The sequence below is a fragment of the Plantactinospora sp. BB1 genome, from assembly GCF_003030385.1.
Classification (GTDB): Bacteria; Actinomycetota; Actinomycetes; order Mycobacteriales; family Micromonosporaceae; genus Plantactinospora.
Window position 1 is genome coordinate 3,037,331 of record NZ_CP028159.1, and the last position, 13,295, is coordinate 3,050,625.

The following is a 13,295-nucleotide window of genomic DNA, read 5'->3' on the forward strand; positions in this document are numbered from 1 at the left end:
GACCATGCCCGGGAGTTCCGCGCCGGACGACTGGCGTACGGCGTTCGCGGCCGAGGCGCGGCGGCGCGGGGTACCCGGCGCGGAGATCCGCGCGGCGCTGGCCGAGGTCGACGCGTACTGCGCCGAGCCGGGCGCGGATCCGGCCGAGGCAACCGCGGATCCGGCCGAGGCGGCGGCGGATCCGGTTGAGGCGTTCGGCGAGCCGGCCGAGTATGCCGCGGCACTCGCGCACGGGCTCCGCTCGGCGGGACCGGCCCCGCACCGGCGCTCACCCTGGCTGGGCGGCTTCGTCGCCGCCAGCACCCTGGTCGGGGTGATGGCACTGCTCGCCGGGGTGGAGGCGGTGATCGGGTACGGAACCGCCGAACTCACCGTCGGCCAGTTCGTCTCGGCCCTCGCCGGGGTGGCCGGGATGGTCCTCGCCGTCGCGCTGCTGTTCCGGCCCGGGCGGGCGTACCGGCCGGCTCCGGACTGGCGGTTCGGCCTGGTCGGGGCCGCCGCGATCGCCTGCACGACGGTACCGGTGCTGGTCTGGCAGCAGGTGGCGGTACGGCTCCCCGGCTGGCTGCCGCTCGGCGCCGGCGTACTGCTGCTGGTGGCCGCCTGGTGGCCGCTCGCCTCCGGGCGGCTCTCCGCCGGCCCGCCAACCGGGGCGACCCCGGGAGCCGCGGCGGGGCGCCCGGACCGGCGTACCCGGCTGGTCCGCTGGGGCCTGCCGGTCGCGCTGCTCTGCGTGCTCCTCGTCGCCGTCCTGCTCGGTGCCGGCGACCAGTCCTGAGCACACCCGGACGCGACCGCGCCCGGGCGCCGGTACTCCGTCCGGTGTACGTGGTGCTCCAGGCGGGCAGCCGCAGGTGTCGGCCCTGGGCTGACGCGCCGCCGGCCCCTGCCGCCTAGCGTCGGTGTCGCCGACCTCACGCGGTGTGAGGCAGGCTTGCCGAAGGAGGAGGCCAGGATGACGACGACGCTGCCGCGACCACCGGACCCGGGCGGATCGGTGGTCGGAGACGACCAGCGGGTGCCGGCCCGGGACGAGGACCCGGCCGGCGGCCCCGCCATGCGGCGACGGCCGGTCTGGAACACCCTGGGCCTGGTCGCCCTGACCCTGGTCGGGGTACCGGTCGGCACCGCCGTCGCCGGTGCGCCGATCACCTACGAGGGCACCCTGCCGCTGGCCGGCTGGCTGGCGCTCTTCCTGCTGCTGCGCCGCCGCTGGCCGGTGGCGGCCCTGCTGGCCAGCCTGGCGGCCGTCAGCGGATTCCGGATCGCCGAGCTGACCGGTGCCGGCTGGGTCTGGCCGGCGTCGGTGATCTTCTTCGTGCTGGCCGCCGACGACACGCCCCGGCGGCACGGGCTGCGCTGGGCGGTCGGGGCCGGGCTGTTCCAACTGACCTTCGCGGTCAACTGGCAGTGGACGGTCGAGGGTCAGGCGGTGCAGCGGGCGATCGGCGAGGTCGGCGGGGAGGCGCTCGGCCTGGCCCTGACCATCGCGGTCGCGGTGGCGTTCCGGAACTGGCTGCGCTGGCGCGCCGAACTCGCCGCCGGACTGGCGCACGCCGAGCAGGAGCGGCGGCTGGAGGCGGATCGCCGGGCCGCGGAGGAGCGGTTGCAGATCGCCCGCGAGCTGCACGACGTGGTGGCGCACACCCTGACCGTGGTGGGGGTGCAGTTGCGGGTGGTGGACGAGGCGCTGGACGACTCCACCGACGAGGCGCGGGCCGCGCTGCGTACCGCCCAGGAGGTCCGGGCCAGGGCGGTGACCGACCTGCGGTCGCTGATCGACGTGCTGCGGGCGCCGGGCGACCGGCCGGACGCGGACGCCGTCCCGGCCCCGCAGGCCGACCTGGACGGCCTGGCCGAACTCACCGCCCGGACCCGGGCCAGCGGCCTGGAGGTCGCCGTCGACGTCACCGGCGATCCCGGTACGGTCGCCGCGCCGGTCGCGCTGGCCTGCTACCGGGTGATCCAGGAGGCCCTGACCAACACGGTGCAGCACGCGGGCGCGCGACGGGCCACCGTCCGGTTGGCGATCACCACCGATTCGGTACGACTCGAGGTGCGCGACGACGGCAACGGCCCCGGCCCGGCGGCGGTGCCGGGACACGGCATCAACGGAATGCGGGAGCGGGTCGCCGCCCTCGGCGGTACCTTCACCGCCGGAGCGGCCGACGGCGGCGGGTACGCGGTCCGCGCGACGATCCCGGTGGCAGGCTTCCGGCCGTGACGATCAGGGTGCTGCTCGCCGACGACCAGGCCCTGGTGCGGGCCGGATTCCGCAGCCTGCTGCGCCGGGGCCGGGAGATCGAGGTGGTCGGCGAGGCGGGCAGCGGCGACGAGGCGGTGCGGCTGGCCCGTACCCTGCGCCCGGACGTGGTGCTGATGGACATCCGGATGCCGGGGCTGGACGGCCTCGCCGCCACCGAGCGGATCGTGACCGACCCGGCGATGTCCGGCTGCCGGGTCATCATCCTGACCACCTTCGAGACCGACGAGTACGTCTTCGCCGCCCTGCGGGCCGGCGCCAGCGGATTCCTCACCAAGGAGATCGAGCCGGCCCAGCTCCGCCAGGCGGTCGGGATCGTCGCGGCCGGCGAGGCGCTGCTCTCGCCGAGCGTCACCCGCCGGGTCATCGAACAGTTCGCGCACCGGCCGGTGGCGGCCACCGACACCGAGGCGCGGCTGTCGGTGCTCACCGAACGGGAGCGCGAGGTGCTCCGGCTGGTCGCCACCGGGCTCTCCAACGAGCAGATCGCCGGGCGCCTCTTCATCAGCCCGCTGACCGCCAAGACCCACATCACCCGGGCGATCGCCAAGCTCGGCGTCCGGGACCGGGTCCAGTTGGTGATCGTGGCGTACGAGACCGGCCTGGTCCGACCCGGCAGCGCGGCCGAGCCGTCGGGCTGAGCCCGGCGGCCGGAGGGCGGACCGGAGGCGGCCGTTCGATCGACGGGGATCGGTGGAACGGCCGAGCGGTACCCGGTCCGGATTCGGCTAGCCTGCACCCGGTTCTGTCCTCAGAGGAGACGAGCGGGGATACGTGGAACACGGGGTTGCCGATCAGGATCAGCGTGTCCGCGCACCGGAGCGACCGACGACAGAACCGGAGCCGTCCGGAGCGGGCCGGGCCGGCACCCTCGTCCGGCGCGGCCTGTCGGCGCTCCGCCCGCTGCTCTTCGCCGGTGCCGTCGGACTGGTGGTGCTGGCGATCCACGCCCTGGCGGTGCGGGCCGGGGTCAGTCCCCGGTCCGGGCGTACCGAGTACGGCCTGCACACCGCCGCGCTGGTCGTCGCCACCCTCGCCGTGCTCGCCGTCTGGTGGGCCCGGCGCCGGGGCCGGACCTGGGATGCCGACCTGCTGCCGGCGCTCTTCGGCGGCCTCGCCGCGCTGACGCTGCTCACCGCGCTGCACGGCACCCCGTTCGACGCCAACGGCCTACAGGGCGACCAGACGTTCCGGACCGCCATCGTCACCCGGTTCGCCGACTCGTGGCGGCTCGCCGACTACACCTACCGGGACCTGCCCGCCTACTACGCGCCGGGCTTCTTCTGGCTGCTCGGCCGGGCCGCCGACCTGGCCGGGGTGGCGCCGTGGAAGATGCTCAAGTACGGCCTGGTCGCGGTGGGCTTCCTGACCCCGCTCATCTCGTACCTGTGCTGGCGCCGCCTGGTGCCGCTGCGGGTCGCGGCGCTCATCTCGGCGGTGCCGCTGATCGCCCCCGAGCTGTACGAGTCGTACGGCTGGCTGGTGCTGGTCGCGATCGTGCCGTGGTGGCTGGAGGCGGTTCACGGGCTCACCCGGCCGGGGTTGCGGCCCCGGCACCCGGTCCTGCTCGGCCTGATCGGCGCGGTGCTGTTCTGCGTCTACTACTACTATTTCTTCCTCTTCGTCCTTGTCTTCGCCCTGTTCCTGGCGGTGCAGCGGTGGCGTGCCGAGTTCAGTTGGCGGGTCGTCGGGCGGGGCCTCGGGGTGCTGGGCATCGCGGCGGCCGGTGCCGCGCCGTACTGGGCGCCGCTGGCCTGGAACTTCCTCACCGCCGCCCGGTTCGAGTCGCTGAACAACCGGTGGATCACCCTGAACTCCGGCGACCTGGCCCTGCCGATGCTTTCGCCCTCGGTGCTCGGTGCGCTCTGCCTCTTCGGCCTCGGCTTCCTGGTGGTGACGCTCCGGGAGGCGCTGTCCCGGTCGCTGCTGATCGTCCTCGTCTCGCTCTATGTCTGGCACGCGCTGGGCTGGCTCTTCGCCGCCGTCGACATGCCGCTGATGTCGTTCCGGATGAAGGCCGTGGTCCCAGTGGTACTGCTGGCCGGGGCGGCGATGGGGCTGGTCCGGCTGACCCGGTACGCCGTGGACCGGCTGCCGGCCGCGACCGTCTCCGCCGGGCAGCTCTGGCGGGTGGTGGCGCTCGGCGGGGTGCTGCTCGCGGTCTTCGCCACGGACCGGTTCGTCAGCACCGTGGTCGACGACGACCGGATCAGGGTCGCGCACAACGAGACGTTCCCGGACGGCCGGCTGCCCGGCTTCCACGACGAGGAGGCGAAGCCGAAACTGCCGGCGGCGGAGGCGGTGCACGCGGTGATCTCCGAGCGGTACCGGGGCTCCGGGCACCCGGTCGTGCTCTCGGACCGGGCGAACCTCTTCGCCTTCTACCCGTACTACGGGTTCGTGCAGTGGACCGCGAACTACTCCCACCCGACCGCCCGCTACCACGACCGGCTCGACTTCCTGGACGAGGTGGCCCGGGCGGGCAGCCCGGCCGAGTTCGCCGACCGGACGGCCGACAACCCGTACGACCGGATCGACGTCCTGGTGCTGCGCGTCGAGAAGGACAATCTGATCTTCCACAGCTCCGACGACGCCTTCCCGTTCGGCACGAAGAGCCGGACGGTCCGGATACCGGTCCGGCTGGTCGGAGCGGAGCACTTCGCCAGCACCACGATCGACGGGTACCTGGTGGCGGTGCGCCGGCCCTGATCGGGCCGGTCGGCGGAGTCGGCGGTGAAACCCGGGCGAGCCCGGGTCGGGGCAACGATTAGGCTTGCAGGGTTCTGTCCGGATGCCGCCGGGGGGCCGGCTGCCGCCCGAGAGCTGGAGTCTTGATGAGCACGACCGTCCTGCCCTCGTACGACGACGTCGTCGAGCGCTACGCCCCGGTGATCGGCCTGGAGACCCACGTCGAGCTGGGCACGAAGACCAAGATGTTCTGCGGCTGCCCGACCGACTTCGGCGGCGAGCCGAACACCCGGGTCTGCCCGGTCTGCCTCGGGCTGCCCGGCTCGCTGCCGGTGGCTAACCGGGCCGCGATCGAGGCGACCATCCGGATCGGTCTCGCGTTGAACTGCTCGATCGCGCCGTGGAGCCGGTTCGCCCGGAAGAACTACTTCTACCCGGACATGCCGAAGAACTACCAGATCAGCCAGTACGACGAGCCGCTCTGCGTGGACGGCTGGCTCGACGTCGAGGTCGACGGGGAGATGGTCCGGATCGGCATCGAGCGGGTGCACCTGGAGGAGGACACCGGCAAGACGCTGCACGTCGGTGGCGCCACCGGGCGGATCCACGGCGCGACCGAGTCGCTGGTCGACTACAACCGGGCCGGGATTCCGCTGGTCGAGATCGTCACCAAGCCGATCCCGGGTACCGGCGCCAAGGCTCCGATCGTGGCCCGGGCGTACGTCACCGAGTTGCGGGACGTGATCCGCTCGCTCGGCGTCTCCGACGTCCGGATGGAGGAGGGCTCGCTGCGCTGTGACGTGAACACGTCGCTCTCGCCGGCCGGCTCCGCCGAGTGGGGCACCCGGACCGAGACCAAGAACGTCAACTCGCTGCGTTCGGTCGAGCGGGCGGTCCGCTCGGAGATGCTGCGCCAGGCGGCCGTACTCGACTCCGGCGGCCGGATCGTGCAGGAGACCCGGCACTTCCACGAGGACACCGGGGACACCACGCCCGGCCGGTCCAAGGAGACCGCCACCGACTACCGCTACTTCCCCGAGCCGGACCTGGTGCCGCTGGCCCCGGACGCGGCCTGGGTCGCCGAGCTGAAGGCGGGCCTTCCGGAGCTGCCCCGGGTGCACCGGCGGCGGTTGCAGCAGGAGTGGGGGCTGAACGACCACGACATGCAGTCGGTGCTGAACGCCGGTGCGGTCGAGCTGATCGAGCAGACGGTGGCCGCCGGCACCACCCCGGCGGGTGCCCGGAAGTGGTGGCTCGGCGAGCTGTCCCGGCGGGCCAACGAGGCCGGCGTCGAGCTGGCCGCCGTCGGCGCCACCCCGGCCCAGGTCGCCGAGCTGCAGAAGCTGGTCGACGCGGGGAAGCTCAACGACAAGCTGGCCCGTACCGTGCTGGAGGGCGTGGTGGCCGGCGAGGGCTCGCCGAGCGAGATCATGGCCGCCCGTGGCCTGGAGGTGGTCTCCGACACCGGGGCGCTGACCGCCGCCGTGGACGAGGCGATCGCGGCCAACCCGGAGATCGCGGCGAAGGTGCGGGACGGCAAGGTGGCCGCGGCCGGTGCCCTGGTCGGGGCCGTCATGAAGAGCACCCGGGGCGCGGACGCCAAGACCGTCCGCTCGCTGATCCTCTCCCGGCTCGGCGTCGAGGGCTGAGGTGTGCCGGAGGGCCCCGCTCATCGTTTCTGTTGTAGCGGGGGCCCTTCCTTACACCCACCTGCGGCGTCAGCCGGTGGGGGTCGGGTCGGGCGGCGGGGCGCCGGCCGGCGGGACCGGGCTGGCCGGGGTCGGCGTACCGGGGGTCGGGGTGGGCGGCACCGGTGGCTCCGGCTCCTCCACGACGTGCCGTTCCAGGTTGACCTGCGCCTCGCCGGTGCCGCCGAGCAGGATGTCGTCGTACGCCTGGAGCGCCCGCTGCTGGTTGAAATAGAGCACCGACATCGCCAGCGGTGTCGGCTTGTCGCCCTCCAGGCCGCGCAGCCCCGCCCCGCCGGTGGAACCCTGCACCTGTAGCTGGGTCGGCATCGCGTCCGGCACCGGTGGCAGCTCGCGCACCTCCCGGTGGTGGGTGTGCCCGGCCAGCACCAGCGGTACGACGCCGGAGAGCGCGTCGGCCGACGCCGGATCGTGCACCAGGGCGATGTCGACCGGCTTGCCGGAGACCCGGATCGTCGAGGCGAGCTGCTCGCCGGCCCCGGCGACCTGGTCGACCGTCTGCGGCAGGGCGCCGGAGCCGGCCGGCGAGGTCTCCTTGTCCGGGGTGAACCGGGGGTCCCCGATGCCGGCGATGGTCAACCCGGCGACGTTGACGATCGAGTTGTTCAGCACGATCGCGTTCGGCTGCCGGTCGACGGCGGCGGCGGTTGCCGGCGAGTCGTGGTTGCCGCGGATGAAGACGTACGGGACCTTGAGCAGGCCGATGGAGCCGACGAAGGACGCCTCCGGCTCGCTGCCCCAGTCGGTCATGTCCCCGGTGTCGATCACCACGTCGATCTTGAACTGCTCGACGACCGTCCGGACCACCTGCCAGGCGGTCGGGTTCAGGTGCAGGTCCGAGACGTGCAGCACCCGTACGGTGCCCTGCTCCTGGTCGAAGACCGGCAGGGTGGAGACCGTGGTGTAGAGCTGGCTGACGTTGCCGACCATCCGCTGGAGCTGGTCGGCGTACCGGCCGTAGTCGTTGGCGATCCGCCGGGCGTCGCCGACGATCGCCGGGGCGTTGACGAGCAGACCCTCGTAGCGGGGCTCCTCGATCGAGTCCGGCCGGAAGGTCAGCGCGGCGATGCCCAGGCTGCCGCCGGTGATCACCAGCGCCAGCCCGCCGGCCCAGGCCACCCGGCGGGTACGCCGGAAGACCAGCGCCGCCAGGATCATGGTGGCCAGTACGGAGACCGCGACGGTGCGTACCCCGACCCGGATCACCCCGTTGGTCACGTCGCTGACGGCGGACTGGCTGGCCCGGCTGATGCTGGCCGGATCGTCGATAAGTGCCTCGGTGCGGCGCTGGTCGAGGGAGCCGAGCCGGACCGAGAGGTGTGCGGGGCCGGCATGACTGCTGAGCTGGAGCGCGCCGAGCGGCGGGATGGTGACGGTGGTGCCGCCCTCGACCGAGGGCGTGATCGCCATCTCCGCCCGGAAGGGCCCGATGTCGGTCTGCATCCGCCCACCGAGCAGGGCGCCGACCACGATCCCGACCACCGTGACGGTGATGATCGACAGGGCCAGTCCGGCCCGTCGGCTCGGTTTCGAGGTCAGGACGGCGCGGCAGCCCCGTACGGCGGTACGCGACCAGCCCAGCACACGCCGAGCCGCCGGAGGCGTCGTGCCGCCGGCGGCTCGGGTGTCATTCCTCCGCCTGTCCATGCTCAATCATCACCTGCCCAAAGCGACATCTTCGAAACCCGCCGCAGGTGCCGCGCCATTTCCACCGCGGGTATGAGCCAACTCACCAGCCGCCCGCCCGGCCGTCCAGCCGGAGGGGTCAGCTCCGGCCGGCCGTACCGCCGGAGAAGACCAACCGGAAGATCCGGTCGTCCTGGGGAGCGGGGTCGCGCTTGCCGTCGTGGTTGGAGGTGGAGATCCACAACGAGCCGTCCGGTGCGGCGACCGCGGTGCGGAGCCGGCCGTACTCGCCGACGAGCAGCGGGCGGGGCTGGCCCAGCACGGTGCCGTTCGCGGTGAGTTCCACCAGCCAGAGCCGCTCGCCCCGCAGGCAGGCGGCCACGAAGACCCGGTCGATCATCGCCGCCCCGGAACAGGACGCCTCGGCGGTGGTCCAGGTGACCAGCGGGTCGGCGTACTTGTCGGCGTCGGCGCCGCTGCCGCCGCGCCCCTCGACCTCGGGCCAGCCGTAGTTCTTGCCCGGCGTGATCAGGTTGATCTCGTCCCACTGGTTCTGCCCGAACTCGGTGGCGTAGAGCCGCTTGTCGGCGTCCCAGGCGATGCCCTGCACGTTGCGGTGCCCGTAGGACCAGACCAGCGAGTTCGGGAAGGGGTTGCCCGGGGCCGGCTTGCCGGCCGCGGTCATCCGGAGGATCTTGCCGCCGAGGCTCCTGAGGTCCTGGGAGAGGCCGCGCTCCGAGGCGTCCCCGGTGGTGGCGTAGAGAAATCCGTCCGGGCCGAAGCCGAGACGACCGCCGTTGTGGATGCCGGAGAGCGGGATGCCGGTGACGATCGGCGTCGGCTCGCCCCCGAGGGTCAGCTTGGCGATCCGGTTGTCCTCGGCGGTCGAGTAGTAGACGAAGACCGACCTGTCCCGCTGGTAGCCGGGGGAGACCGCGATTCCGAGCAGGCCGCCCTCGCCGGCCGCGTCGACCTCGTCGAGGGTCTGCACGGTAGTGACCTTGAGGCCGTTCGTGTCGGACTCCGGCCCGACCTTCAGGATCTTGGCGGTGTCCCGCTCGGTCACCAGCGCGCCCCCGTCGGGCAGGAACGCGATCCCCCACGGGATCTGCAACCTGCTGGCCAGCACCGTGGCCGCGACCTGCTGCCCGGCGCCGTTCTGGCTGGGCGAGACGGAGGGGGTGGGGAACTTCGGCGGTTCGCCGGCCGGGTCCGGTTCCGGCTCGCCGAAGGCACAACCACTCGTGACGAGCACGGCCGCCGCACAGAGCGCGACCGCCGCGCGTCGACGGCTGAGTCTGGGGTACGGACGAGCGCTCACCCGGCCCAGCGTAGTCCGATCCCACCGTGTGCCGTCGGTTCGCTCGATCATTCCACCGATCTTCCGGAGTCGTCGCTGCTCGGGGCGCCGGCCGGCATGGTGGGGCCGGCAGGTCGCCCCGGCCGGGCACCGGGATCGGCGACCGTCAGCGGGACGAGTCGTGCCGTCCGGGACGGGTTCCCGGCAGGGGACGATGATCCACTCTCGACCCTCCGGCCCCGGCCCGGATCGGATCAATCACGTCGACAAGCCGCGAACGGTGCCGAGGAGATGAATCGGGCATGTCGCCGAGCCTCCCGCCGGTCCGGCCGTGCGAGACTCCCCGGCATGGCGCTCGCCACCTCGCCGGAGCTGACCGGGTCGCCACCCCGGCCCGCCCGGCGGCGACCCGGGCCCGGGCACGTCGCCGCCGCACTCGGCGTGCTCGGTGTCGGCTACCGGCTGGCACTGCTGCTCGCCGAGGTGCCGCCCGGCAACAGCGACGAGGCGGTCACCGGGCTGGTGGCCCGGCACGTGGCACAGGGGCGGGAGTTTCCGCTCTTCTTTTACGGCCAGTACTACATGGGCGCCCTGGAGTCCTATCTCGCCGCGCCGCTCTTCGCGGTCCTCGGCTCGTCCACCCTCGTACTGCGGCTGCCCAACCTGCTGCTCTACGCCGCCTTCCTGGCGCTGATGTGGCAGCTCACCCGTCGGCTTTACACCCCCTGGCTGGCGGCGGCCACCGTCGGCCTGCTCGCCCTCGGCTCCGACCGGATCGTGAAGAACCAGCTCATCGCGGGTGGCGGCTATCCGGAGATGAACCCGGCCGGCGCGCTGCTGGTACTGCTGGCGGTCAACCTCGGCCTCGGCGTCGTCCGCCGGCCCGCCCCGGCGTACGCGGGCTTCGGGCTGGTCGCCGGACTCACCCTCTGGGACGACTGGCTGATCCTGCCGTACGTCGGCGCGGCAGCCGCGGTGCTGCTCGGGTTCCGGTGGCGGGCACTGGCCGGCCGGGCCGGGTTGGCGCTCGGCGCCGGGCTGGCGCTCGGACTCGTCCCGATCGTGGCGCACAACCTCACCGCCGCGCCCGCAGACCGCTCGCTGGCCGTCTACGCCGCGCTCGGCGGCGGCGCCGGTTCGTGGCCGGAGCGACTCTACGGCGGCGTCCTGCTCGGACTGCCGATGGGTACCGGGCTCTGCCCACCCGGCCGGTGCGCGCCCTGGCAGTTGGGCTGGGGCGTCGTCTACCCGGTGCTGCTGGCCGTCGCCGCCGGGGCGGCCTGGCGGGCGCTGCGCCGCGCCACCGACCGGGCGGCCCGGGTCCGGCAGGCCGGCCGGCTCGCCCTGCTCGGCGCGGCGGCGCTGACCCTGCTGGCGTACGCCGGCAGCGGTGCCGCCGCGAGAACCCCGGTGGAGAGCGCGCGCTACCTCTCGGTACTGCTCATCTCGACTCCGGCCGTGCTCTGGCCGCTCTGGTCGGTGCTGACCCGGCCGCCCGGCACGGTCCCGGGCCGGCCCCGGAGGGCGGCGGCCGTCCGGCTGGCGGCGGCGGCCCCGCTCGCCGGGCTCGCCGTCAGCATGCTGCTGGCCAGCGCCGCTCTGGTCGCGGCCGGTCCCGAACTGGCCCGGAAGGCCGCACAGCGTCGGGACCTGGTCACCGGCCTCGACCGGCTGGGCGTACGCCGGTTCTACACCGACTACTGGACCTGCTACGACGTCATCTTCCTCAGCCGGGAACGACTCGTCTGCGGCGTGCTCGGCGCCGACCTGCGCCCCGGCTGGGACCGTCACCCCCGCTACCCCCGACTCGTCGCCGAGGCGGACCGGCCGGCGTTCGTCACCGCCGAGCGCTCCCCGCTGGACGCGGCGGTCCGGGCACACCTGCGCGGGAGCGGCCTGCCGGTCACCGTCACCACCGTGGCCGGACACCACGTCTACCAGCCGTCCGGGCCGGTCGGCCTGCCGCTGCGCTGAGGCCGGCGCGACGGCCCCGCCCACCGGCCCCGGCGGGTCGCGGCTTGCGAGGGCGACCGCCGGTACCCGGCCGCCGAGGACTATCGTCGGCGTCCGTGAAGGTGTGGATTCCCCATCCCGAAGGTCTGGAACTGCTCGGCGAGATTCCCGAGGGCGTCACCGTGGAGATCGCCCCGACACCCGACCGGCTCCCCTCGGACCCGGCCGGAGTCCGGTTCTGGGTGCCGCCGTTCCTCGCCCAGGCCGCCGCGGTGCCGATCGCGGCCAAGCTGCCCGACCTGCGGGTGGTGCAGCTGCTCTCGGCCGGGGCGGACACCTGGGCCGGCCGGCTGCCCGAGCACGTCACCCTCTGCGACGCGCGCGGGGTGCACGACTCGTCCACCGCCGAGTGGGTGGTCACGGCGATCCTGTCGTACCTGCGGTCGTTCCCGTTCTTCGCCCGCGCCCAGGCCCGGCACGAGTGGTCGTACGACCAGGTCAATCCGACCGACGAGCTGGCCGGCAAGCGGGTACTCGTCGTCGGCGCGGGTTCGATCGGGGCGGCCACCCGGGCCCGGCTGGCGCCGTTCGAGGTGGGCCTGACCATGGTCGCCCGGACCGCCCGCCCCGCCGAGCAGGTCTACGGCGTCGACGACCTGCCGACGCTGCTGCCCGAGGCGGACGTGGTGGTGCTGCTGGTGCCGCTCACCGAGGCCACCCGGGGGCTGGTCGACGCCGGGTTCCTCGCCGCGATGCCGGACGGTGCCCTGCTGGTCAACGCCGCCCGTGGACCGGTGGTCGACACCGACGCCCTGGTCGCCGAGTTGACGACCGGCCGGATCTCGGCGGCGCTGGACGTCACCGAGCCCGAGCCGCTGCCGCCCGGGCACCCGCTCTGGGACCTGCCCAACGTACTGCTCACCCCGCACGTCGGCGGCTCGGTACGCGGGCTGCTGCCCCGTGGCTACCGGCTGGCCGGCGAGCAGTTGCGCCGCTTCGTGGCCGGAACCCCGCTGATCAACGAGGTGGTCGACGGCTACTGAGCCGGACGCCCCGAGACCGGCGGGGAGGCGCGCCGGGAGTCAGTCGGCGGGCTGGTCCGGGGTGGGGCGGGGCTCGCCGAGCGGCTGGCCGCTGGCGGCGACCAGACCGGGCAGGTCGGCGGCCCGGACCGCGGGCAGGGCCGTCGTTCGGCCGTCGTGCAGCCGTGCCACCGCCTGGCCGCGCGGGTCGGACGCCAGCTCCACGATCTCGGACCAGGCGATGCTGCGCTGGCCCAGGAGTGCCCGGATCCGTACCCCGTCACGGTCGGCGTCGGTGCCGGCCCGCCAGGCCCAGACGCCGACCGCCACCGGCACCAGCAGCAGCGGGGTCAGATACCAGCGGGAGCTGGCCAGCGGAAGGGCGCCGAGGAACGCGATGAGCGCGGCCACCCAGATTGCCTGGCTGTGCCGGAAGCGGAGTGTGCCGGTCTTACCCACCCGGCGATTTTCGCACCCCGGCCCGCCGGGTCGGGCGTGGGCCTCGGCCGGCCGGGCCGAGTGGGGTCGGCCGGGTGGCCGGTACCGCTGGCCGAGCCGGGGTGGAGCGGGCTTGACCGGCTGAGGGAAGATTTCCCGAGCAACCCGGAGTGGGAGACCCCTACCATTGAACCTCTTCAACCTGGGCAGCCCGGCGTACGCGTCCCGGCCGACGACCGCGACCGGGACGGACCGCAAGGGAAGGTCGAAAAAGGTTCGATACGTAACCATGCCCC

General features: G+C 73.7%; 10 protein-coding genes. 7 read left to right on the forward strand and 3 right to left on the reverse strand.

The window, feature by feature from the left end; genetic code table 11:
- Positions 1-4 precede the first annotated feature (4 nt).
- The 5 genes from C6W10_RS13220 to gatB all read left to right on the forward strand — a co-directional run bounded on the left by C6W10_RS13220 (position 5) and on the right by gatB (position 6,600).
- The gene (locus C6W10_RS13220) at positions 5-778 is read left to right on the forward strand and encodes a hypothetical protein (protein ID WP_107258332.1); all 774 of its coding nucleotides are present in this window, start codon (positions 5-7) and stop codon (positions 776-778) included.
- 177 nt (positions 779-955) lie between these two features.
- Entirely contained in the window at positions 956-2,224 is a 1,269-nt protein-coding gene (locus tag C6W10_RS13225; protein ID WP_234361737.1) for a sensor histidine kinase, read from the forward strand.
- On the forward strand, positions 2,221-2,904 hold the full coding sequence (locus tag C6W10_RS13230) for a response regulator transcription factor (RefSeq protein WP_107258333.1): 684 nt from the start codon (positions 2,221-2,223) through the stop codon (positions 2,902-2,904). The genes C6W10_RS13225 and C6W10_RS13230 overlap by 4 nt, the downstream gene beginning before the upstream one ends.
- 133 nt (positions 2,905-3,037) lie before the next feature.
- A complete protein-coding gene (locus C6W10_RS13235) occupies positions 3,038-4,972 on the forward strand; it encodes an arabinofuranosyltransferase (RefSeq protein ID WP_107258334.1) in 1,935 nt (644 codons plus the stop codon).
- Between the two features lie 125 nt (positions 4,973-5,097).
- Positions 5,098-6,600, forward strand: coding sequence for an Asp-tRNA(Asn)/Glu-tRNA(Gln) amidotransferase subunit GatB (gene gatB, locus C6W10_RS13240; protein ID WP_107258335.1), 1,503 nt, complete (start codon positions 5,098-5,100; stop codon positions 6,598-6,600).
- Between the two features lie 69 nt (positions 6,601-6,669).
- On the opposite strand, the gene C6W10_RS13245 is transcribed toward gatB, so the two are convergent.
- Entirely contained in the window at positions 6,670-8,307 is a 1,638-nt protein-coding gene (locus C6W10_RS13245; protein WP_107258336.1) for a metallophosphoesterase, read from the reverse strand.
- Between the two features lie 118 nt (positions 8,308-8,425).
- On the reverse strand, positions 8,426-9,607 hold the full coding sequence (locus C6W10_RS13250; protein WP_107263912.1) for a sorbosone dehydrogenase family protein: 1,182 nt from the start codon (positions 9,605-9,607) through the stop codon (positions 8,426-8,428).
- A gap of 327 nt (positions 9,608-9,934) precedes the next feature.
- Between C6W10_RS13250 and C6W10_RS13255 the strand changes: the two genes are divergently transcribed.
- Together C6W10_RS13255 and C6W10_RS13260 are read left to right on the forward strand one after the other, a co-directional pair.
- A complete protein-coding gene (locus C6W10_RS13255; protein ID WP_234361738.1) occupies positions 9,935-11,560 on the forward strand; it encodes a hypothetical protein in 1,626 nt (541 codons plus the stop codon).
- 95 nt (positions 11,561-11,655) lie between these two features.
- Entirely contained in the window at positions 11,656-12,582 is a 927-nt protein-coding gene (locus C6W10_RS13260; protein ID WP_107258337.1) for a 2-hydroxyacid dehydrogenase, read from the forward strand.
- Positions 12,583-12,621: 39 nt separating this feature from the next.
- Here C6W10_RS13260 and C6W10_RS13265 read toward each other — a convergent pair whose 3' ends face one another.
- Positions 12,622-13,020, reverse strand: a complete 399-nt coding sequence (locus tag C6W10_RS13265; RefSeq protein WP_107258338.1) for a PH domain-containing protein — start codon at positions 13,018-13,020, stop codon at positions 12,622-12,624.
- Between the last annotated feature and the right edge of the window lie 275 nt (positions 13,021-13,295).

Coding starts and splice junctions, on each gene's coding strand:
- C6W10_RS13220 (WP_107258332.1), top strand. CDS start 5: ATGCCCGGGAGTTCCGCGCCGGACGACTGGCGTACGGCGTTCGCGGCC.
- C6W10_RS13255 (WP_234361738.1), top strand. CDS start 9,935: ATGGCGCTCGCCACCTCGCCGGAGCTGACCGGGTCGCCACCCCGGCCC.
- C6W10_RS13225 (WP_234361737.1), top strand. CDS start 956: ATGACGACGACGCTGCCGCGACCACCGGACCCGGGCGGATCGGTGGTC.
- C6W10_RS13245 (WP_107258336.1), bottom strand. CDS start 8,307: ATGGACAGGCGGAGGAATGACACCCGAGCCGCCGGCGGCACGACGCCT.
- gatB (WP_107258335.1), top strand. CDS start 5,098: ATGAGCACGACCGTCCTGCCCTCGTACGACGACGTCGTCGAGCGCTAC.